The sequence below is a fragment of the Mycobacterium marseillense genome (genome assembly GCF_010731675.1).
GTDB lineage: Bacteria > Actinomycetota > Actinomycetes > Mycobacteriales > Mycobacteriaceae > Mycobacterium > Mycobacterium marseillense.
This window is the reverse complement of record NZ_AP022584.1, coordinates 3,443,075-3,464,144: the sequence shown is the minus strand read 5'-3', so window position 1 is coordinate 3,464,144 and position 21,070 is coordinate 3,443,075. Positions and strand designations below refer to the sequence as shown.

General features: G+C 69.4%; 15 protein-coding genes. 5 read left to right on the top strand and 10 right to left on the bottom strand.

The window, feature by feature from the left end:
• Positions 1 to 28: 28 nt before the first annotated feature.
• The 7 genes from G6N26_RS15930 to G6N26_RS15900 all read right to left on the bottom strand — a co-directional run bounded on the left by G6N26_RS15930 (position 29) and on the right by G6N26_RS15900 (position 10,748).
• Complete coding sequence (locus tag G6N26_RS15930) at positions 29 to 1,381, bottom strand: PPE family protein (protein ID WP_083020390.1); 1,353 nt, start codon at positions 1,379 to 1,381, stop codon at positions 29 to 31.
• Positions 1,382 to 1,395: 14 nt separating this feature from the next.
• On the bottom strand, positions 1,396 to 2,649 hold the full coding sequence (locus G6N26_RS15925; RefSeq protein WP_083020391.1) for a PPE family protein: 1,254 nt from the start codon (positions 2,647 to 2,649) through the stop codon (positions 1,396 to 1,398).
• Positions 2,650 to 3,249: 600 nt separating this feature from the next.
• Positions 3,250 to 4,251 carry an ABC transporter substrate-binding protein gene (locus G6N26_RS15920; protein WP_083020392.1) on the bottom strand — a complete coding sequence of 334 codons (1,002 nt, stop codon included), beginning with the start codon at positions 4,249 to 4,251 and terminating at the stop codon, positions 3,250 to 3,252.
• Between the two features lie 230 nt (positions 4,252 to 4,481).
• The gene (locus tag G6N26_RS15915) at positions 4,482 to 5,930 is read right to left on the bottom strand and encodes a lipase maturation factor family protein (protein ID WP_083020393.1); all 1,449 of its coding nucleotides are present in this window, start codon (positions 5,928 to 5,930) and stop codon (positions 4,482 to 4,484) included.
• A gap of 98 nt (positions 5,931 to 6,028) precedes the next feature.
• Positions 6,029 to 10,237, bottom strand: a complete 4,209-nt coding sequence (locus G6N26_RS15910; RefSeq protein WP_083020394.1) for an alpha-(1->3)-arabinofuranosyltransferase — start codon at positions 10,235 to 10,237, stop codon at positions 6,029 to 6,031.
• Between the two features lie 52 nt (positions 10,238 to 10,289).
• Positions 10,290 to 10,463, bottom strand: coding sequence for a DUF2613 domain-containing protein (locus G6N26_RS15905; protein ID WP_007769006.1), 174 nt, complete (start codon positions 10,461 to 10,463; stop codon positions 10,290 to 10,292).
• Between the two features lie 90 nt (positions 10,464 to 10,553).
• Positions 10,554 to 10,748 (bottom strand): DUF2613 family protein, encoded by a 195-nt coding sequence (locus G6N26_RS15900; RefSeq protein WP_067168353.1) that lies wholly within the window; start codon positions 10,746 to 10,748, stop codon positions 10,554 to 10,556.
• An 85-nt stretch (positions 10,749 to 10,833) separates the two neighbouring features.
• Here G6N26_RS15900 and G6N26_RS15895 point away from each other — a divergent pair, with 85 nt between their 5' ends.
• From G6N26_RS15895 to G6N26_RS15885, 3 genes are all read left to right on the top strand, one after another.
• On the top strand, positions 10,834 to 11,988 hold the full coding sequence (locus tag G6N26_RS15895; RefSeq protein WP_095577943.1) for a glycoside hydrolase family 3 N-terminal domain-containing protein: 1,155 nt from the start codon (positions 10,834 to 10,836) through the stop codon (positions 11,986 to 11,988).
• A gap of 63 nt (positions 11,989 to 12,051) precedes the next feature.
• Complete coding sequence (locus G6N26_RS15890; RefSeq protein WP_067166370.1) at positions 12,052 to 12,687, top strand: TetR/AcrR family transcriptional regulator; 636 nt, start codon at positions 12,052 to 12,054, stop codon at positions 12,685 to 12,687.
• Positions 12,688 to 12,712: 25 nt separating this feature from the next.
• Positions 12,713 to 13,966: a chloride channel protein gene (locus G6N26_RS15885; protein ID WP_067166373.1), complete on the top strand. Its 1,254-nt coding sequence runs from the start codon at positions 12,713 to 12,715 to the stop codon at positions 13,964 to 13,966.
• Between the two features lie 27 nt (positions 13,967 to 13,993).
• Here the strand turns inward: G6N26_RS15885 and G6N26_RS15880 are convergent, their stop codons facing one another.
• Positions 13,994 to 14,836: a MaoC/PaaZ C-terminal domain-containing protein gene (locus tag G6N26_RS15880; protein WP_083019319.1), complete on the bottom strand. Its 843-nt coding sequence runs from the start codon at positions 14,834 to 14,836 to the stop codon at positions 13,994 to 13,996.
• Between the two features lie 16 nt (positions 14,837 to 14,852).
• Positions 14,853 to 16,217: a 3-oxoacyl-ACP reductase gene (locus tag G6N26_RS15875; RefSeq protein WP_067166379.1), complete on the bottom strand. Its 1,365-nt coding sequence runs from the start codon at positions 16,215 to 16,217 to the stop codon at positions 14,853 to 14,855.
• A gap of 151 nt (positions 16,218 to 16,368) precedes the next feature.
• Here G6N26_RS15875 and G6N26_RS15870 point away from each other — a divergent pair, with 151 nt between their 5' ends.
• Entirely contained in the window at positions 16,369 to 17,715 is a 1,347-nt protein-coding gene (locus G6N26_RS15870; RefSeq protein WP_067166382.1) for an acetyl-CoA C-acetyltransferase, read from the top strand.
• Between the two features lie 299 nt (positions 17,716 to 18,014).
• Here G6N26_RS15870 and G6N26_RS15865 read toward each other — a convergent pair whose 3' ends face one another.
• Positions 18,015 to 19,850, bottom strand: a complete 1,836-nt coding sequence (locus G6N26_RS15865; protein ID WP_067166385.1) for an acyl-CoA dehydrogenase — start codon at positions 19,848 to 19,850, stop codon at positions 18,015 to 18,017.
• 160 nt (positions 19,851 to 20,010) lie between these two features.
• Here G6N26_RS15865 and G6N26_RS15860 point away from each other — a divergent pair, with 160 nt between their 5' ends.
• A complete protein-coding gene (locus G6N26_RS15860; protein WP_179960222.1) occupies positions 20,011 to 21,069 on the top strand; it encodes an isopenicillin N synthase family dioxygenase in 1,059 nt (352 codons plus the stop codon).
• The last annotated feature ends 1 nt before the right edge of the window (position 21,070 follow it).

Below are 21,070 nucleotides of genomic sequence, written 5' to 3'. Positions count from 1 at the left end.
TCCTTCGGCGTGGTTATCCCAACCGGGATTAGGGCCGTGCGGCCGCGGCCGCCGGTTCGTCGCTGACGTGCACCGCGTGCACGCCCGGTGTCGTTCGCAGTTTGGCAACGAGGTCGTCGAGGCCGGCTTCGTCGACGTTCCAGTGCTGCACCTGGTCGGGCATCTCTTGCAGTTGCGCGATGATGCGGTCGAGCTTGACCGGTTCTGTCCGGCGCTGGCCGGCGATGGCGCGGGTCTGGATGTGTGTTGAGTTCATGACGCGGGAGGCGGGACCGCCCAGCGCGCCGCCGGCCAGGCTGCCCAGGGTGGCTTCGTTGACCAGCCCGCCGGGGAAACCGGCCACGGCGGCCGCGGCCGCGCTGGTTCCCGGGAGCGCAGTGGAGGCCAGCTTGATCGCTGGCGCGGCGGCGGCCCAACTGGAGGGCACCGACAACTTTCCCACGGTGGGCGCGTTGCCCAGCACCGCTGATGCGGGTCTGACCGGGACGCCGCTGACGAGATGGCCGGGGGATGCCAGACCGGCGCCCAGCGATGCTTTGGGCATGCCGGCGCTCCATGGCGCATAGACGAAGGCGCCCTTCCATTCCGAGATGCCGAGTCCGCCACTCGCGCCGACGACGTTGGTCCAGGTGGCTTGGCCGCCGATTCCCTTGACACCGGAAAACAGCGCCTCCCACAGGGGCGCGACTTCCTTACTGCCGGTCATTCCCTCGATCAGCTTCTGCCACGATTGGGTGTATCCCGTGGTAAGCGAGTTGATGTAGTCCTGCAGCTGTTGCGACCACGACGACGACGAGCTTGAGGCGGCGGCGGCCGTGGTGGTCGCCTGGGTCGTCTGCCCGGTGTCTTTGGTGACAGCGGGTGCTTGCTCGAACGGGGTCAGCTCCCCGGCGGCTTCTGACGCACCGGCATAACTGAACATCGCGGCGACATCTTGGGACCACATCTGGCCGTACTCGGCTTCGGTGGCCGCGATCGCCGCCCCGTTTTGGCCAAAGATGTTGGTCGCCTGCAGTGTTGCCAGTTGGCTGCGGTTGGCCGCGACAAACGCTGGGGGGACGGCGGCGGCCAGCGCGGCTTCGTAGGCGCTGGCGGCGGCCTGGGCCTGGGCGGCGGTCTGCTCCGCTTGGGCCGCCGTGGTCGAGATCCAGCCCACGTACGGTGCCGCGGCGGACGCCATGGTGGCTGATGACGGCCCCTCCCACGATTCGCTGACGAGTTCTGAGATCACCGAGCCGTACGACGATGCGGTGGAGTGCAATTCGGCGGCGAGCGCCTCCCACGCGGCGGCGGCCGACAGCATGGACGCCGCGCCGGGACCAGAGTAGATCTGGGCGGAGATCACCTCGGGTGGCAGCGCTGCGAAATCACCGAAAACCATTGCTATGCCTTTCCTTATTTCGCGTTCGGCGGTATCACGATGACCGTGGAGGTGGTCGCGATGTCGTCGAGGGCCACGGCACCGGGCACGCGGACGGGCCGGGACACCGCGCGGGTGGCGGTGCCACCGACGGCCCGTCCGGCCAGGCTCGACAGGGCCGTGGGCCCGAACAGACCCTGGCCGGGGTTCACGGTGGTCATCGCGGGCGCGGCGTCCAGCATCGTCTCGGGCAACTCGGCGGCCAGGGTCCTGATCACCGGCGCGGCCGAGGCCCAGTTCGCCGGCACCGACAACGTACCGACGACACCGGCACGGCCCACCGCCGCCGACACCGTTCCCGCACTGGGCGCCTGCAACGAGGTCGACCCGGTCAACAGGTCGCTGTGCAGCAGCGGCGTCAGCACGCCGTGCATCCCCTTGGGATGCAGTGTGGGGTCGACACTTTGGACGTTACCGCCCATCGCCTTGGTGTTGAGCGCAAGCTGATAAAAACCCTTCCCCGCGTCTGCGACCCCCAGCGGCGAGTAGGGCCCGGTAAGGGTGCTGAGGAAGCTGTTGAAACTCTTCAGGCCCCCGGTGGCTTCCCCAAGACCGAGCGAGATCCCGGGCGAGGTCGTCGCCGCCGCTGTTTGTGCCGCGGCCGGGGTCTGCGAGAGCGCCTGGGACAGCGCGCTTTCCGTGCTGGAGGACGCCGATGACTGGGAGGCGGAGGCGACCGCGGCGGCCTGGTTCGTCTCCCCAGCGCTGTCGGCGGTCGTCGGTGGCGCGGTGAACGGGGCCAGTTGCGTCGCTGCCGCCGAGGACCCGGCGTAGCCATACATCGCGACCGCGTCCTGGGCCCACATCTCGGTGTAATGCGCCTCCGTGGTCGCGATCGCCGGCGTGTTCTGACCCAAAACATTGGTCGCCACCAGTGCCGCCAACAACGCCCGGTTGGCCGCGATCACCGGCGGCGGCACGGTGGCCGCGAACGCGGCCTCATACGCGCCCGCCGCCGCCTTCGCCTGAATTGCCGACTGCTCGGCTTGCGCAGCGCTGCTGCTCAGCCACGCAATGTACGGTGCGGCCGCGGCAGCCATCGACGTCGACGAGGGACCATGCCATCCGGATCTCAGCTCCGCGACAGCGGCCCCGTAAGACGCTGCCGTGGCGCGCAATTCGGTCGCCAATCCGTCCCAACCGACCGCCGCGGCCAACAAGGGCGCCGCCCCCGGACCTGAGTAGATCCTCCCGGAGTTGATCTCCGGCGGTAACGCTCCGAATTCCATGTGGTTCCTCCGCCTCCGGCTGCGATCACCGCACGCACCGCGACTTCCGTGCCGATAAGGTTGATCTTCAACAACATTGAGCAACTTCGGCCAACACCCACCAGGGGATGCCAGATGCTTGAGTGCTCGGGTGCTCAGAAGACTAGCCAGCAAAACCCGACGAGACTTGTGGCAACTCAGGCTGATGCCGCGTCATCGCCGCGTTCGAATGGGCAAGGCCCGCAACGCCGCAGTTCGGTAGGCAAGGCGCCGATAGCCCCGCCTACCTCGGGCGAATTCATACACGTCCCGGAGTGAAAATACGATCAACACGAAGCAAACATGCGCCGGCCGCGCGGTTTTCCCAATAAAAATCTCGCCATCCAAAATTCGCGGACCCGGCCCGGGCGTAGTCATCCGTGCACCCTTGTCCCAAGAACACTGGCAACACGGCGTCGCGGGGTCAATCACTAGCGCGGCGATGACCGCGAATGGTGTTTCGCTCCAGGGCCTCCGGTGCCGGAGCCGGCCGAGTCGGCGTGCACCCGTGCGACCATCAACACATCGGCCTACCGCACGAGGCGGTCCGACTTCGTGGTCAGAAGTCCTATCTCAGGGGAGTCAGCGAGTTTCGGCGGTGGTGGTGAAGCGATGATCCACCCAGTTGCCGAATCGCGGTGCGGACCGAATCTGGCCCGCCGCCGCCAATAGATCGGTGAGGCGCTGCTCGGCGTCAACCACGGTGTCGTCGAGCGGGATCGGGCGCCGCAGGGTGCGCCCCTGCGCGACGGCGGCCACGGCGGGGTCGATACCGGCCGACTCGGCGTACTGAGCGGCCCACTCCGGCGGGTGCTCGCGCGCCCAGGCCGCGGCTCTGGCGTATCGCGCCAGCAGATCGGCCAGGGCGGTGTTCCGTTTGGCGTCGACCAGCGTGTGGTCGGAGGCGATCCCGAACGAGTATTTGTGCTTGCGTACGACCAGGCCCCGCACCGAGAGTTGCTGCTCGGCCTGCGCGGTGTAGGGATCCCACACGGCCCAGGCGTCGACCTGGCCATTGCGAAATCCCGACAGGGCGTCGGCCGGTTGCAGGAACACGAGGTGGACATCCGTGGGTTTGAGGCCGGTCTGGTCCAGCTGATCAAGCACGTTGGCGTGCGCCGAACTGCCCTTGGCCAGGGCGATGGTTTTGCCGCGCAGGTCGGTGACCAAGTGAATGGGGGAATCGGCGTGTACCAGAATCTGATCGCCGGGGCCCCCGCCGTCGAATGCGGACACCACCTTGATGCGGGCGTTGGCGACCGCGCCGAAAATTGGTGGGGTGTCACCGGTGATTGCGAAATCGATCTTGCCGGCGGTGGCAGCCTCGATCATCGGCGGTCCGGATGAGAAGGTGGAGAAGTCAATCCGGTAAGGAAGATCCTGAAGCTCGCCGGCGGCCCGCAGCATGGCTTCGGTGCCGACGCTCTTTTGATCGCCGACCCTGAGCGTCAGGCCGGCCAGCTGTGACAGCGGAACCCGGTCGGGCTCCGCGCTGGGGCCGGCGGCCTGCTGGCGGGTGACGCACGCCGGCAGCAGCACAGCGATGGCAGCCAGCAGTAGCGCGGTACGGCGTCGTGTCGACATTGAGCTCCTCAGATTCGGACACCGAGCTTGGCTCAGCAGTTCGGTGCGGCACCGGTGGTCGGGCCGCGCGCTTTTGCGCGTGCGATTTCGCGCCGGCAAGACTGCGGCGCTGTGGAAGGCGAGGCTATGGCAGATCGGTTGGGCTGAAAAGGGTTTGAATTGCGGTGAACGGAACGGCGCCTAGACGGCGGTTTCAAGCATTGGTGCGTAGCGTCCTGGCCAACTGGCCATCACTTGGTGGTGGTCGACGTCGACAGCGTCATCGGCGGTGCGTAGCCACCCACCAGCGCGCGATGCCACCATGCCCGGTCGCGCCGCAACTCGGCCGGCGTGGTGAAGCGGTACTGGTAGAGCTGGGCGCGCACATAGTGCGGCGGCGCATCGGGGAACGGGTTGTGGCGCAACAGGCGCAGGGTCGGCCGGTCGTTGCGCAGCAGCCGCTGTAGGAACGGCCGCAGCCAGGGCTGCGCGTAGCCCGGGGAGATCGCGGCGAACCACATCAGCCAGTCCAGTCGGAGGTGATAGGGAGCCCACTGTCGTGGCAGCCGGCGCACTCCGCCTGGCTTGCCTTTGAATTCGTATTCGCGCCAGACCGTCTGGTCGGTGAGGTGCGCGTCGTCGGTGCCCTCGATCACCACCTCGCGGCGGATCCGTCCGATGCTGCCGAAGGCGCCGTAGGTGTTCACCAAGTGGAATGAGTTGAACGACATGTTCATTCGCTGACGTGACGACAACATGTTGCGTATCGGCCAGTAACTCATGAACAGCACCGCCGCCGTCACCGCGGCCACCAGGCCGACAAACCATGCGGGCGCCCCGAGGCCGTCGTGCGCCGGAACAAGGTTCCCGGGCAGCAGCAACGCGACCGACGCGTCGTCGATGGCGCTGCACGCCAACAGAATCGTCACCCAATTGAGCCAGGCGAAATTCCCCGACGCGACCAGCCACAGCTGGGTGATCACGATGATCGCCGCGGCCATGCTGGCGAACGGTTGTGGCGCGAACAACCCGAACGGCACGATCAGCTGCGCGAAATGGTTGCCCGCCACCTCGATTCGGTGCAGCGGCTTGGGTAGATGGTGAAAGAACCAGCTCAGCGGGCCCGGCATCGGCTGCGTCTCATGGTGGTAGTACAGACATGTCAGGTCGCGCCAGCAGGGATCGCCGCGCAACTTGATCAGCCCCGCACCGAATTCGACCCGGAACAACAGCAATCGGGCCATCCACAACGTGAGCACCGGGGGCGCCACGTCGTGGTTGCCGAGAAAGATCATCAGGAACCCGGTCTCGAGGAGCAACGACTCCCACCCGAACGAGTACCAGGTCTGCCCGACGTTGACGATCGACAGATAGAGCACCCACAGCACGAACCACATCGCCATCGCGGCCCCCAGCGGCACCGCATCGGCCGCCCCGACGACGACGGCCGCCGACAGCGCCGCGCCGAACCAGGCGACCGCGGCGAACAGCCGATCGGAATAGCGCAGGTGAAAGATGCTCGGCGTGCGCCAAAACGACTGCGCCGCCACAAACCGCGGAATGGGCAGCATGCCGTGTTCGCCGATGAGGGCGCGGAATTGCGCGGCGGCGGCGACGAACGCCAGCAGATAGATCCCCGCGGCGCCGCGCTCGAGGACCAGTCTGCCCACCCAGTATTCGGGCGCGGAAAACCAGCTCATGGCGCTCACTCCTCGATCGGTGGCTGTTGCACCGACCCGCATATCCAGTCAATCAGCCGATAAACGGGATAGCCACTACCCGCCAAAACTATTCGGCACTATTCGTCGCCCGGCCCGCGCCGCCGGTTGGGCAGCACGATCACCGAGGCGGTCAGCACCGCGAGCGAAACCAGCGCCAGCAGTTGGATATTCGCTGCATGGCCCGCGTAACCGTCCGCCGAGCGCCAGGGCTGCCGCGACAGCGCCGCCCCGGCCACAATCAGCCCGCCGGCGCTGCCCACCAGCGCGAGGCGCTCCCAGCGCCGGCCGTCCAGCGTGTACCTCAGCCCGAGGGCGGCACCCATCGCCGCGACGCCGCCGGCGCCGGCGATCAGCGCCGCTGCGACTATGGCCGGGGCGGCCGCCCATGCCCCGGGCCGCCATGGTTGCGCGGGGGCGGCCGCGTCGCTTCTTCGGGTGCGCCAGAATGCCAGCAGCGCCAGCAGCGGTAATACGCCCAGCCCCACGGCCAGGCCCGCGCGGTAGAGCGGGTTGGAGGCGAACGTCAGCGTGATGGTGCCGGGGTCGCCGGCGGGGACCACCCAGCCCTGCTGCCAGCCGTTGACGGCGATCGGCGTCAGCCGGGCCCCGGTGCCGGTGCGCGCCACCCAGCCGGGGTTGATGCTTTCCGGGATGACCAGGATCCGGGGGGTGGCCGACGGGGGAGCCTGGACCTCACGGCGGTCCGGGCCCCACGCCCGCCACGACGAAAGGCGTTCGGCCCGTGCGGTTTCGGTGCCCACTGAGGTCGACAGTTCGGCCCCGTCGACCACGAACTGTGCGCCCGGGCTGATCAGCAGCTCCTGGTCACCGGCGGGCAGCGCGATCGGGTCGCGGTCGCACGGCACCGCCGCCAGCGGTCGATCGTCCAGTATCGCCCCGACGGTGGTGTGGATCGCGGTGTGCACGAATCGGCCCGCGACCGCGATGACCGGGCCCTGATCGCACCCGACGGTGACCTCCCGGCCGCGGTTGCGGGCGGCGTCGGCCGGCGCGATCGCCTTCCCGTCGGCGCCGAGCGCGGCCACCTCGGCCAGCCCGGGCGGCTTGAGCTGGTCGAAGCCCAACGCGTTGCGGTCGATGACGTCGTCCCAGTCCAGCAGGCTCACGGTCACGGTGTCGGTCACCCGGGGTTTCAGCGTGAGCGTCTGCGCCGCGTCGCCGTCGGCCTTGATCGCCGCCACCTGTGGGCCGTCCCCCAGGTTGACGGCCACCATCGTCGGACGCACGGGCAGGGCCGCCCGGCTGGGGACCAGGCGCAGCCCGGTGACCTCGGTGGGCCGGGGGAGGGTCAGCGTCAGGGTCGGCGGGCTCTTGTGCTGCACCACCCGCTGCGGCGCCGTCCAGGCGGTGGCCGGGTCGCCGTCGGTGGCCGCGTAGGCCGAGCCAAGAACGTCCACTGCATCCGAATCACCATGGGCCACGGTGGTATTGGGCTCGGCGATCAGGGCGGCCAGCTTGGGGCCTTGCCGGGGCCGCACCCAGACCGTCGGGCTCACCGACAGCGGCGCCGGCACGGTCAGCGTCCGGCTGAAGTTGACCGGCTCCTCCGGGGTCAGTGACATCGACGGCGCGCACCGCACGGTGTCGGGCGCGGGGGCGCAGCCCGGTCTGCCGAGCAGTTCCGAGCCCAGGTCCCAGCCGGTGATCGGCGCGCCGGGCGGCGGTCCGGGCACGCGCACGGTGTGCCGCAGGTCGACCTGGTGGGCGAAACCGGAGGCGTCGTACTGGGTGATCGTCAGGTCGGTGATGCCGAACTGCACGCCGGCGGATCCATCATCGGTGCCGGCGGCGGTGATCCGCACCCACGGGGTCTCGCCGTACGGGAGCGCCGCGGCGAGCGGCTTGCCCGGCTCGTCGAACCGCAGCGTCGTGCTGCCGGTGGCGGTTTCGATCAGGATGCGGCGCACCTGGGCGCCGACGGCGGTTGCGCTGGGAGTCAACGTGATTGCCGCGTTGGTCACGGGGTGGTCGAAATCGATCCGCATCCACTGGCCGACGGCGGCCTGCAGCGAGTTCGACACCCAGGCGGTCGCTGAGTCACCGTCGATCGCGGCGCCCGGGGAGGTCGCCGGGGCGACGTCGGGCATCGCGGTGGAATCCGACGACGAGCTCGACACCGTGATCCGCCCGCCCGTCCAGGCGCCGGCCACCGGCTCGGCGCCGGGGACGGGATAGTCCGGCACCCGGTTGTAGGTGTGCCGCGCGTCGCCGGGGGCGCGGATCGCCGACGAATGGTGGTCCACCCGACCGTAATCCGTCTCCCGGGCCACCGGTGTGTCGGTGACGGTCACGCCCGCTCCCGGCGGCGGCGGCAGCCCGGCGGCGCGCGCGTCGGCGGTCATCAGGGCCGGACCCAGGGGCGGCTGGCCCAGCAGCCGTCGCCGTTCGTCAAGGCGCAGCAGGACTTCGGGGCCGCCGTCGATGCGCGCCAGCCGGTCGGCGTCGACGAGGTAGGGCGTGGCGGGGTCGGCGACCTCACCGCCGCCGGTGACCCGGTAGATCTCGACCGCCGGGTAGCGCGGCCGCAGCCCGCTGTCCGCGACGAAGCCGGCCAGCGTGCCCGGGCCCACCGGGGCGCCGAACTGCGCCACCTTCCGCAGCCCCGGCGATCCGTCCACCGCGCGGTGCACCAGGATCGGCCGCGCCGAGCGTGACGTGTCGGGATCCAGGTCGTTGCGCACCACGAGATAGGAAATTCCTTGCCGCACAAGGGTATCGGCCAACCCGGCCGAGGGTCGGCCGGCGGCGAAGAGGCGCTGCACCGAATCCAGCGCCCGGATGGTCTGCGGCGGGGTTAGCGGGATCGAATCCCGCACCCCCCACGGGCTGCTGCCCAGCACCTGCAGCGGCTCGTCGTGGCTGGTGCCCCACACCTGAGTGGCGAACGGCGCCCCCGGGACGACGAGCACCCGCCCCGGCGTGGGCGAGCCCGTGTCGTGCTCGGTGAGCCAGTCGGCCGTCTCATGCCAATACGGCGGGATGGCGGTGAACGTCCCCGGCGGCGCCAGCCGGCCCGTCCACGCCAGCGACGTGCTGACCATCAGCGCCGTGAGGACCACCATCGCGGCCGCCACGCGTTTGTCCCGCTCCGGGTGGGCGAACGCGCGCAGCCACACCGGCGCCGGGGCGCTGCCGGGCAACGGTATCCGCCCCAGCAGCTGGGCGATGCCCAACGCCACCGGGATGCCGATCACCGACCCCAGCTTGTGCACGTTGCGCAACGGGGCGCCGCCGGCGTCCAGGAACGCCTGCACCGCGTGCGCCACCGGCGAGCCCAGCCCGCCGCTGTAGCCGACGGCCATCAACACCACCCCGACCAACAGCATCGTGACCAGGCGGCCGCGCGCCGGCATGGCGGCCGAGGCCAGCCCCGCCAGCCCGGCCGCGGCGACCAGGCAGGTGCCCAGGATGGCCGCCGACCCGGTGACCAGCGGGGCGCCCGCGGTGGCGTTCGGCGCCACGTACGGGGTCCAGCTGTCGGTCCCGCGCAGCATCTCGGTCAGCGACGACCATTGCGTTGTCACGCCGGAGGATTCGATGAAGTCCAGGAACGGCGGGCTGATGGCGCGCAGCATCACCAGCGCGACCAGCCACCACAGCGTGGCCAGCAGCAGCGCCAGCAGCCACCACCCGGTGTAACGCCACCACCGCCGGTTCGGTCGGTGGCATGCCCACCAGATCACCGCGGGTAGGCAGCCGGCCAGGGTCGCGATGGCGTTGACCGCGCCCATCAGCGCGACGGCCAGGCCCGCCCGCGCGGCCAGCGCGCGCACGGATCGATCCGTCGACGCCCGCAACGCCAGGATCGTGGGCAGCAATACCCAGGGCGCCAGCATCATCGGCAAGGTTTCCGACGAGATCGAGCCGAGCGTGGTCAGCACTCGCGGCGACAGCGCGAACGCGGCCGCGGCGATCACCCGCGACGCCGGGCTGCCGATCCGCAGCGCCTCGGCGACCCGCAGCAGGCCCCAGAAGCCGACGGTGAGCAGCACCGCCCACCACAGCCGTTGGGTGATCCAGCCGGGCACGCCCAGCGCGTGACCGATCAGGAAAAAGGTGCCGTGCGGGAACAGGTATCCGTAGGCCTGATTCTGCGCCTGCCCGAACGGCAGCTCGCTGTTCCACAGGTTGGTCGCGCGCGCCAGGAAGCGCAGCGGGTTGGCGGTCAGGTCGAGCTTCGTGTCGGGCGAGATCCGCCCCGGCGATTGGGCGAACGTCAGCGCCAGCGCGATCGCGCCGACCAACCACAACCAGCGGCGCGACAGGGGCGCGGCCGTCGAGCACGGGACCGACGACGCGGTCCCCGACCTCGATCGGCTAGCTACGGTTGCCGTACTCGACCCGGTTGAGCACTGACGACTGCGGATCGCCCCCGGGAAGTGGCGGTTTCGTGTCTTGCTGGACCATCAACGTGATCCCGAAGATCGCGGCCGCGCCGAGCAACAGGCCAACCACAACGCTCGCTGCGGCGGGCGCAACGATCCGGTTCATCGACGGCTCCTGGGTTTTGCGGGGCTTGCGGTCGTGACTTCAACCTAGCGCCAACCTAGCAGAAGGGCGGTCGCTCGACGGGAGCGCTCGTCACCAGTGCAGACAGTGTCCGTGGAAACAGCGGTCGCCGTATTGCACCTGATAGGGCGCGGCAGGACGCGGCGGCGCCGGCACGGGGACGGCGGTGTCGTCGGCCACGGCGAGCGTGATGCCGACCGTCGTCGCGACCCCGATGGACAAACCCACCGCGATGCTGGCGGCGGCCGCCACGGTGAAACCGCTCATCACCTCTGACCTCCCCTGATCGGCAACGTACCGCTAGTGCCCCCTGGCGCCGGGGACGAAACGCCCCGCGTGAAAACATGGCCCGATGGCATTTTCGCGCACCTTCGCCGTGCTCGTGGCCGCGTCGGCGCTGGTGGCCGGCTGCGCCCACCACCCCGCACCCCCACCCGCCCACTCATCGACCTCGAGCAAACCGGCGGCCGCGCCGGCGCCCCCGGTGTGCGCCGACCCGACCGCAGTGCCGGCCGCGCTGGGCATCCGCGACAAGCTGGCCCAGCTGCTGATGGTGGGCGTGAAGAACGCCGACGACGCCCGGGCTGTCGTCAACGGCTACCACGTCGGCGGGATCTTCATCGGCAGCTGGACCGACCTGGCGATCTTCCAGGGGTCGCTGGCCGACATCAGCGCCAAGGCGGGACCGCTGCCGCTGGCGGTCAGCGTCGACGAAGAGGGTGGCCGGGTGTCGCGGTTGAAGACCCTGATCGGCACGTCGCCCTCGGCCCGGGAGCTGGCGCAGACACAGACCGTCCAGCAGGTCCACGATCTGGCGGCCGACCGCGGCCGCAAGATGCGCGAGCTGGGCATCACCGTCGACTTCGCCCCCGTGGTCGACGTCAGCGACGAGGACGACGACGCCGTCATCGGCAACCGTTCGTTCAGCGCGGACCCGCAGACGGTGACCGAGTACGCCGGGGCCTACGCGCAGGGCCTCCGCGACGCCGGACTGCTGCCGGTGCTCAAGCATTTCCCCGGCCACGGGCACGGCTCGGGCGATTCGCACACCGGCGGTGTGGTCACGCCGCCGCTGAGCGACCTGCAAACCAGTGACCTGGTGCCCTACCGGTCGCTGGCGGCCGCGTCGCCGGTCGCGGTGATGGTGGGCCACCTGCAGGTCCCGGGGCTCACCGGCGACGTCCCCGCCAGCCTGAGCCCCGAGGCGGTGCAGTTGCTGCGCAACGGTGTCGGCTACAAGGGGCCGCCGTTCACCGGGCCGGTGTTCAGCGACGACCTGTCCAGCATGGCCGCCATCTCCGACCGGTACGGGGTCTCCGAGGCGGTGCTGCGGACCCTGCTGGCCGGCGTCGACATCGCGCTGTGGGTCACCACCGATGAGGTGCCGGCGGTCCTGGACCGGCTGCAAAAGGCCGTGGCCTCAGGCGAATTGCCGGCTCAACGGGTCGACGAGGCGCTGGTGCGGGTGGCGAAGATGAAGGGCCCCGGCCCGGCCTGCGGGCACTAGCGCTGTGCCGCGCGGCCGCATTGCTTACTCTTGAGTCAGATAGACGGTCTAGAGAGGCGAGCGATGGCGGGTGGTACCAAGCGATTACCGCGTGCCGTTCGCGAGCAGCAGATGCTCGACGCCGCCGTGCAGATGTTCTCAGTCAACGGCTACCACGAGACCTCGATGGACGCCATCGCCGCCCAGGCGCAGATCTCCAAACCCATGCTGTACCTGTATTACGGCTCCAAGGAGGACCTGTTCGGCGCCTGCCTGAACCGGGAGATGAGCCGGTTCATCGACGTGTTGCGCGCCGACATCGACTTTCGGCAGAGCCCGAATGACATGCTGCGCAACACGATCGCGTCGTTCATGCGCTACATCGACGCCAACCGGGCGTCCTGGATCGTGATGTACACCCAGGCCACCAGCTCGCAGGCGTTCGCGCACATGGTGCGCGAGGGACGCGAGCAGATCATCGACCTGGTCGCCGGGCTGATGCGGGCCGGCAGCCGGGCGCCGCGACCCGACATCGAGCACGAGATGATGGCCGTGGCGCTGGTGGGTGCGGGCGAGGCGGTGGCCAATCGGCTGTCCACCGGCGACATCGACGTCGACGAGGCGGCCCAGCTGATGATCGACCTGTTCTGGTACGGCCTCAAGGGCTCGCCCGAGGAGCGGGAAGCGGCCCGGTCCCAGCCGGACGCCGCCGGCGACTAAATCCCTTCTTCGTCAGGTGGCCCGAATGCCCGTCCCCCGCACGGACCGCGGCAACCTCGACTTCTTCTGTGCGGTCATCATCGTCGGGCTGCTGGCCGGCGTGGCCGGATTGGCGACGACCCTCGTGCTGCGGGCAGTCGAGCACGCCACCTACAACTACAGTTTCGGCGCGCTACTGACCGGGGTCGCTGCCAGCAGCCCGGTACGCCGCGTGGTCGGCCCGATGATCGGCGCGACGCTGGCCGCGCTCGGGTGGTGGCTGCTGCGGCGCCGCGCCGACGTGCCGCCCCTGGCGGAAACGCTTTCTCAGCGAGAACGCGTGCCGCGGCTTTCCTGGAGCGTCGACGCCATGCTGCAGGTGCTTCTCGTCGGGTCGGGGGCATCGCTCGGACGGGAAGGCGCGCCGCGACAATTCGCCGCGGCGCTGGGCGATTTGGGAACCGGATGGCTCAGGCGGCTGTGCCCCCGCGACCGCGAGATCCTGCTGGCCTGCGCGGCGGGGGCGGGGCTGGGCGCGGTGTACGCCGTTCCCCTGGCCGGGGCGCTCTTCTCGATCCGGATCTTGCTGGGCACCTGGCGGCCGCGGGCGGTGGGAGCGGCGTTCCTGTCCTCCGGCCTGGCGGTCGCCGTCGGCTCGGCCGTCACGCGCGACCAAGCCAACCTGCAATGGCCGGTCGGGGAGTCGACCTATCTGTTGACCGCGCACGGATTGTTGTTGGCGCCGGTGGCTTTCGCCACGGGCTGGGCTTTCAACCGGTTGATGGTCGCGGCGCGGCCGGCCCGGCCGATGCGAAGCTGGGTGCTGGTCCCGGCGCTGGCCGGGGCGGGCCTGGTGATGGGCATCTGCTCGCATTGGTGGCCCGAGTTACCCGGCAACGGCCGCAGCATCCTGACGGTCAGCCTGGCCAGCGGCATGACCCTGGTGTCGGCGCTGGCGATACTGGCGTTGAAACCCCTTTTGACAGCGCTGTTTCTGCGTGCCGGAGGCGCAGGCGGACTGCTGACGCCGTCGCTGGCCACCGGCGCGGCCGCGGGGGCGGCGCTGGTGCTGGCGATCAACTGGGCGAGCGGGACGCACCTGCACGTGCCGGCGGTGTCGCTGGCCGGGGCCGCCGGTGTGCTCGCGGTGACCCAGGGCTCACCGATCTGGGCGGCGATCTTCGTGTGGGAGCTCGCCCGCCCGCCGCTGTGGTTGTTTGTGCTGTTCCTGCTGACCTCGACCGCGGCCCACGGGCTGAAAGTGCTTGTCTGCGGCCGCAATTCGACGCACGCGGGCTAGTGGCGATTGCGGGTCGCCACCGTCGGGCTAGAGCGGTCGGACCGTCCCGGTCAGGTGCGGGTAGCCCTTGGCGATGTTGCGCAGCGAAAGATCCCAGCCATCGTCGTTTTCGTCGATGTAGAGGCCGGCCGTCGCGGGCAGCACCAACGGCTTGCCGAAGCGCACCGAGTACCGCACCGCGTCGGGGATCGCGGCCTCGATGTTGGCCAGTACGGCTGCGGCGCTGAACATTCCGTGCGCGATCACGGTCGGGAATCCGAACAGCTTGGCCGCGACCGGGTTGGTGTGGATCGGGTTGTGATCGCCTCCGGCGGCCGCGTAGCGCCGGATCAGGCCCGGGCTGATGCGCAGCACGGTGGGCGGTGGCGCCAGCTTGGGCTGCTTCTGCGGGGGCGGTTTGGGTTCGTCGGACAGGCTGGTGCGCTGCTGGTGCAAAAAGGTCGTCACCTGATGCCACGCGGTGTCGTCGCCGACGCTGACATCGGTCACCAGGTCGACCAGTAGACCCTTGCGGTGCTCGCGCAGGTTCTCCGCGTGCACGTGCACGCCGACGGTGTCGGTGACCGCGATCGGCCGGTACTGCGTGATGTGGTTTTCGGTGTGCACCGATCCCATTGCGGCGAAAGGAAAGTCGAACCCGGTGACCAGCGACATCAGCGCCGGAAATGTCAGCGCGAACGGGTACGTCAGCGGCACGCAGTTGCCGTAGCGCAGGCCGGTGACCGCCGCGTACTCGGCCACGTTGGTGCGGTCGATGGGCAGTTCCTCGATGGTGACCGTGCGGGTGGGCAACCCGCCGCCGCGGGACACCACGGGCAGGGCCCCGGCGGCCGCGCGCAGCATGTTCTTCAGGCCGCTTGGCTGGTTCATCACTGTCTCCTGACGCTCAGGCGCCCAGCATGGCCTGGCCGCAGACGCGAATGACGTTGCCGGTCACCGCGTTCGAGGCTGGGCTGGCGAAGTAGGCGATGGCCTCCGCGACATCCACCGGCTGGCCGCCCTGCAGCAGCGAGTTCATCCGGCGGCCGACCTCGCGGGTGGCCAGCGGGATGGCGGCCGTCATCTGGGTTTCGATGAATCCCGGTGCGACGGCGTTGATGGTGATGCCCTTGTCGTAGAGCTCCGGCGCCAGCGCCTGGGTCAGGCCGATCATTCCCGCCTTGGTGGTGGCGTAATTGGTCTGCCCGCGGTTGCCCGCGATGCCGGCCATCGACGACAGGCCGACCACCCGGCCGCCCTCGCCGATGCTGCCGTTGCCGACCAGCCCCTCGGTAAGGCGCAGCGGGGCAAGCAGATTGACGGCCAAGACGGCGTCCCAGCGCGCGTCGTCCATGTTGGCCAGCAGCTTGTCGCGGGTGATCCCGGCGTTGTTGACCAGGACGTCGGCGCGACCGCCGTGGTGCTCGCGCAGGTGCTCGGTGATCTTGTCGACGGCATCGGGCGCGGTGACATCGAGCCACAGCGCGGTGCCCCCGACCCGGCTGGCCGTTTCGGCCAGTGCCTCGGCGGCCGATTCGACGTCGATCGCCACGACGCGCGCGCCATCGCGGGCGAACACCTCGGCGATCGTCGCACCGATGCCGCGGGCCGCGCCCGTCACGATCGCGACCTTGCCGTCCAGCGGACGCTCCCAGTCGCCCGGCGGGGTGGAGTCCGCCTCCCCGACGTAGAACACTTGGCCGTCGACGTACGCCGACTTGGCCGACAGGATGAACCGCATGGTCGACTCCAGGCCTGTCGCAGCGGGTTTGGCGTCCGGCGACAGGTACACCAGCGCCACCGTGGTGCCGTTGCGCAGTTCCTTGCCCAGCGAGCGGGTGAAGCCCTCCAGCGCGCGCTGCGCGATCCGCTCGTGCGGGCTGGTGGCCGCGTCGGGCGTGGTGCCGACCACCGCCACGCGCGCCGAGTGGCCGAGGTTGCGCAGCAGCGGGGTGAAGAACTCGTACAACCCCTTGAGCCCTTCGGGCGTGGTGATGCCGGTGGCGTCGAATACCAGTCCGCCGAACTTGTCGGCCCAACGCCCACCCAGGTTGTTGCCGACCAGGTCGTAATCGGCGGCCAGCGCCGCGCGCAGCGGCTCGACGACTCTGCCCTCCCCGCCGATCAGCAGCGCCCCGGCCAGCGGCGGATCACCGGCGCGGTAGCGGCGCAGCGTCTCGGGTTGGGGAACGCCGAGCTGCTTGGCGAGGAACGAACCAGGACCGGAGTTGACGATCTGGGAGAACAGATCGGACGAGACCTTGGGAGCCACCGGAGCTACCTTCCATGTTCTTGCGAAGTCGGGGTATGCCTACAGCACAACCGTATCGAGGACGAACTTACTGCAGAGTAAGAACAGTGGGTAGTATGGCCCCAGACGGGCGAATCCCAAACCAGAAGACCGCACGAGCACGGAGAAAACAGTGGCCCCTGCAAGTTCTGAGGCAAGTACACCGGCTGCTCAGCGCAGCTCCGAGCGGCGGCGCGTCGCCATCCTGGGCGGCAACCGCATCCCGTTCGCGCGATCCGACGGCGCCTATGCCGAGGCCTCCAACCAGGACATGTTCACCGCCGCACTGGGCGGGCTGGTGGAGCGCTTCGGGCTGGCCGGGGAGCGGCTCGGCGTGGTGGTCGGCGGGGCCGTGCTCAAGCACAGCCGGGACTTCAACCTGACCCGCGAATGCGTGCTCGGCTCGCAGCTGGCGTCGTATACGCCGGCGTTCGACCTGCAGCAGGCCTGCGGCACCGGGCTGCAGGCGGCGATCGCCGCCGCCGAGGGCATCGCGGCCGGCCGCTACGAGGTGGCCGCCGCCGGCGGGGTGGACACCACCTCCGACGCGCCGATCGGCCTCGGCGACAACCTGCGCCGCACGCTGCTCAAGTTGCGCCGCGCCAAGTCCAACGTCCAGCGGCTGAAGCTGGTGGGCACCCTGCCCGCGACCCTGGGCGTCGAGATCCCGGTCAACAGCGAACCGCGCACCGGGCTGTCCATGGGGGAGCACCAGGCGATCACCGCCAAGCAAATGGGCATCTCCCGCGTCGCCCAGGACGAGCTGGCCGCCGCCAGCCACCGCAACATGTCCGCCGCCTACGATCGCGGCTTCTTCGACGACCTCGTCACGCCGTTTTTGGGGCTGTACCGCGACGACAACCTGCGACCGGACTCGTCGGCGGAGAAGCTGGCCAAGCTGCGGCCGGTGTTTGGCGTGAAGGCCGGCGACGCGACGATGACGGCGGGCAACTCGACCCCGCTGACCGACGGCGCCTCGGTCGCCCTGCTGGGCACCGACGAGTGGGCCGAGGCCCACTCGTTGACCCCGCTGGCCTACCTGGTGGACTCGGAGACGGCGGCGGTCGACTACGTCAACGGGCGCGACGGCCTGCTCATGGCCCCGACGTACGCGGTGCCGCGGCTGCTCGCCCGCAACGGCCTGAGCCTCCAGGACTTCGACTTCTACGAGATCCACGAGGCGTTCGCGTCGGTGGTGCTGTGCCATCTGCAGGCCTTCGAGTCCGAGGAGTACTGCAAGGGGCGGCTGGGTCTGGACGCCGCGCTGGGTTCGATCGACCGGTCCAAGCTCAACGTCAACGGCTCGTCGCTGGCCGCCGGCCACCCGTTCGCCGCCACCGGCGGACGGATCCTGGCCCAGGCCGCCAAGCAGCTCGCGCAACGCAAGGCCGAGCAGAAGGGCGGGGGCAAACCCGTGCGCGCCCTGGTCTCGATCTGCGCGGCAGGCGGCCAGGGAGTGGCCGCGATCCTTCAGGCCTGACCACCCGGGCCCATGAGATGGGTCACATCGGATTAGCGATCAGAGACGACGGGTATCCGTGACCCCGGATAGCCCCGTGTTGTGGTCTGACCCCCCGACCCCGACGGCAATACGGGGCATCCCCCGGAACGACCGCCTGTCAGTCTTTGCCGACGGGCGTCCGAAAAGGGCCGCCGCTGGAGTGAGGGGATCCAGCGGCGGCCTTTTTGGTCTTTTGTGCTGTTCCGGCGGGCCGACGTACGCAAAATCCCCCGCTTCGCACGCGAAGCGGGGGATTTGTGCGTCCTGTCGACCGCGGCCTAGAAGGCGGCCTCGTCGAGCTCCATGATGTCGTTGTCCAGCGTCTCGATGACCTCGCGGGTGCTGGTCAGCATCGGCAGGAAGTTCTTCGCGAAGAACGACGCCACCGCGATCTTGCCCTCGTAGAAGGACCGTTCCTCGCCGCTGGCGCCGGCGTCGAGCGCCGCCACGGCCACGGCCGCCTGACGCTGCAACAACCAGCCGATGACCAGGTCACCGACGCTCATCAGGAAGCGCACCGAACCGAGACCCACCTTGTACAGGCTGGTCACGTCCTCCTGGGCCGCCATCAGGTAGCCGGTCAGCGAGGCCGCCATTGCCTGAACGTCGGTCAGGGCCTTGGCCAGGTGCTCCCGTTCGGTCTTCAGCCGCCCGTTGCCGGACTCGCTGTCGACGAACTTCTGGATCTGCTCGGACACGTGGGCCAGCGCCACACCCTTGTCGCGGACGATCTTGCGGAAGAAGAAGTCCTGCGCCTGGATGGCCGTGGTGCCCTCGTACAGCGAGTCGATCTTGGCGTCACGGATGTACTGCTCGATCGGGTAGTCCTGCAGGAAGCCGGACCCACCGAAGGTCTGCAGGCTCTCGGTGAGCTTGGCGTAGGCCTGCTCCGAGCCGACACCCTTGACCACCGGCAGCATCAGGTCGTTGACCTTGACGGCCAGCTCGGCGTCCACACCGTGCAGGGCCTCGGCCACCGCCGAGTCCTGATAGGTCGACGTGAACAGGTACAGCGCGCGCAGACCCTCGGCGTAGGCCTTCTGGGTCATCAGCGAGCGGCGCACGTCGGGGTGGTGCGTGATGGTCACCCGCGGGGCGGTCTTGTCGGTCATCTGGGTCATGTCCGCGCCCTGGACGCGAGACTTCGCGTACTCCAACGCGTTCAGGTAGCCCGTCGACAGGGTCGCGATGGCCTTGGTGCCGACCATCATGCGTGCCTGCTCGATCACGTCGAACATCTGCGCGATCCCGTTGTGCACCTCGCCGACCAGCCAGCCCTTGGCCGGAACGTCGTGCTGGCCGAAGCTCAGCTCACACGTCGCCGACACCTTCAGGCCCATCTTGTGCTCGACGTTGGTGACGTACACGCCGTTACGCTCGCCCAGCTCACCGGTCTCGAAGTCGAACAGGAACTTGGGCACGAAGAACAGCGACAGCCCCTTGGTGCCGGGTCCGGCGCCCTCGGGACGCGCCAGCACCAGGTGGAAGATGTTCTCGAACAGGTCGCCGGAGTCGGCCGAGGTGATGAATCGCTTCACACCGTCGATGTGCCAGGAACCGTCGTCCTGCTTGACGGCCTTGGTCCGCCCGGCGCCGACGTCGGAGCCGGCATCCGGCTCGGTCAGCACCATGGTCGAACCCCAGCCGCGCTCGGCGGCCAGGACGGCCCACTTCTTCTGCTCCTCGGTGCCGAGGTGGTACAGGATGTTGGCGAAACCCGCGCCGCCGGCGTACATCCACACGGCCGGGTTGGCGCCCAGGATGTGCTCGTGCAGCGCCCACAGCAGCGACTTGGGCATTGCCACGCCGCCGAGGGCCTCGTCGATGCCGACCTTGTCCCACCCGGCCTCGATGACGGCGTGTACGGACTTCTTGAAGGATTCCGGCAGCGTCACCGAGTGCGTCTTCGGGTCGAAGACCGGCGGGTTGCGGTCGCCCTCGACGAACGAGTCGGCGATCGGCCCTTCGGCCAGCCGGCTGATTTCGTTCAACATTTCGCGGGCGGTGTCGGCGTCCAGGTCGCTGTATTCGCCCTGGCCTAACGCCTTGTCAACGCCCAATACCTCGAACAGGTTGAACGCCTGGTCGCGGACGTTGCTCTTGTAGTGGCTCACTACGGTCCTCCTCGTTGAGAATGCCACTTGTGGTTGGGTACTAGGTCTAAGTTACCCACCAGTAACAACACCTAAAATATCGTTAGCGTCAGTGGGATGCAAGCGGATGTGAGCTAGATTTCATTGCCTAATTAACCAACCGGTTGGGGAGGGTGCGCCGATGCCGTCGAATACCCGCTCTACCTGCGGCGACGGGAACGGCGCGACCGATGTGCGGGGCGTCACTCCGGTGCCGGCCGTCGACCTGCGGTCCGATCCGAGGCGGTTGCGGGACGGCCTGCGCGAGGCCGGCCACCGGGTCGGATTCTTCTATTTGACCGGCCATGGGGTCCCACCGGACCTGGTGACGCGGGTGCTCGAGGGCGCGCGCCGGCTCTTCGCGCTGCCACAGCAGGACAAGGACTCGGTCGCCATGGTGCGCAGCCCGCATTTCCGCGGCTACACCCGCCTGGGCGGCGAAGTGACCCGCGGCGAGGTGGACTGGCGCGAGCAGATCGACATCGGTCCGCAACGCCCGCCGATCGGCGGGCTGGGCAAGTCCGACTACCGGTGGCTACAGGGCCCTAACCAGTGGCCGGCCGCGCTGCCGGAGCTGCCCGGACTCGTCGAGGAATGGGACGCCGCGCTGTCCGCGGTGGCCCGCACCCTGCTGCGGCACTGGGCGGCCTCACTGGGCAGCCCGGCCGACGTGTTCGACGCGGCCTTCGCCGAGACCCCGGCCACGCTGATCAAGATCATCCGCTACCCGGGGCGCGCGGCCGGCTCCCAGGGCGTGGGCGCGCACCGGGACGCCGGGGTGCTCACGCTGCTGCTGGCGGAGCCGGGCAGCCAGGGCCTGCAGGTGCGGCGGGCCTTCGACGACGCCTGGATCGACGTCCCCCCGCGCGACGGTGCGTTCATCGTCAACATCGGCGAGCTGCTGGAGGCGGCGACGCGCGGCTACCTGCGGGCCACCGAGCACCGGGTCAGCCTGCAAGGTCCGGCGACCCAGCGGATCTCGGTGCCCTACTTCTTCAATCCGCGCCTCGACGCCCGGATACCGGTGCTGTCGCTGCCCGCCGAACTACGCGCGTCCGCGGCGGAGTGGAGCGCGGCGCAGGACCCCGCCGACCCCATCTTCGCCGTCTACGGCCGCAATGCCTGGAAGAGCCGGCTGCGCTCGCACCCCGATGTCGCTTCCGCGCACGGGTATTCGGCAGAACGCTTAGAAAACGGGTAAG